Here is a 255-nt window from a genome sequence, read left to right on the forward strand (position 1 = left end):
AGCGGCGCTCCTCCTGGGTCATGCCGCCGTCGCCGGTGGTCGTGGACGTGCCCATCGCCGTCGCGGCCTGACCGAGCGCCTCCTTGACGTTCGCCGAGAGCGCGCCGAAGCTCATGCCCGCGATCGTCACAGGAATATCCAGCACGACGGGTTTCTTCGCGAAACGGGTGCCGAGCACGGTCTGGGTCGAGCACTTCTCGCGATACCCTTCGAGCGGATAGCGCGACAGCGAAGCGCCGAGAAACAGCAGGTCGT

The 255-nt window shown here is 66.7% G+C and carries 1 protein-coding gene; it reads right to left on the reverse strand.

The window, feature by feature from the left end; genetic code table 11:
* The coding region (locus VSR34_RS39280; protein ID WP_342965330.1) for a glutamate synthase-related protein at positions 1–255 on the reverse strand (255 nt) is incomplete at both ends.

Source organism: Paraburkholderia sp. JHI2823 (assembly GCF_038900695.1).
In the GTDB taxonomy this organism is placed as follows: domain Bacteria; phylum Pseudomonadota; class Gammaproteobacteria; order Burkholderiales; family Burkholderiaceae; genus Paraburkholderia; species Paraburkholderia mimosarum.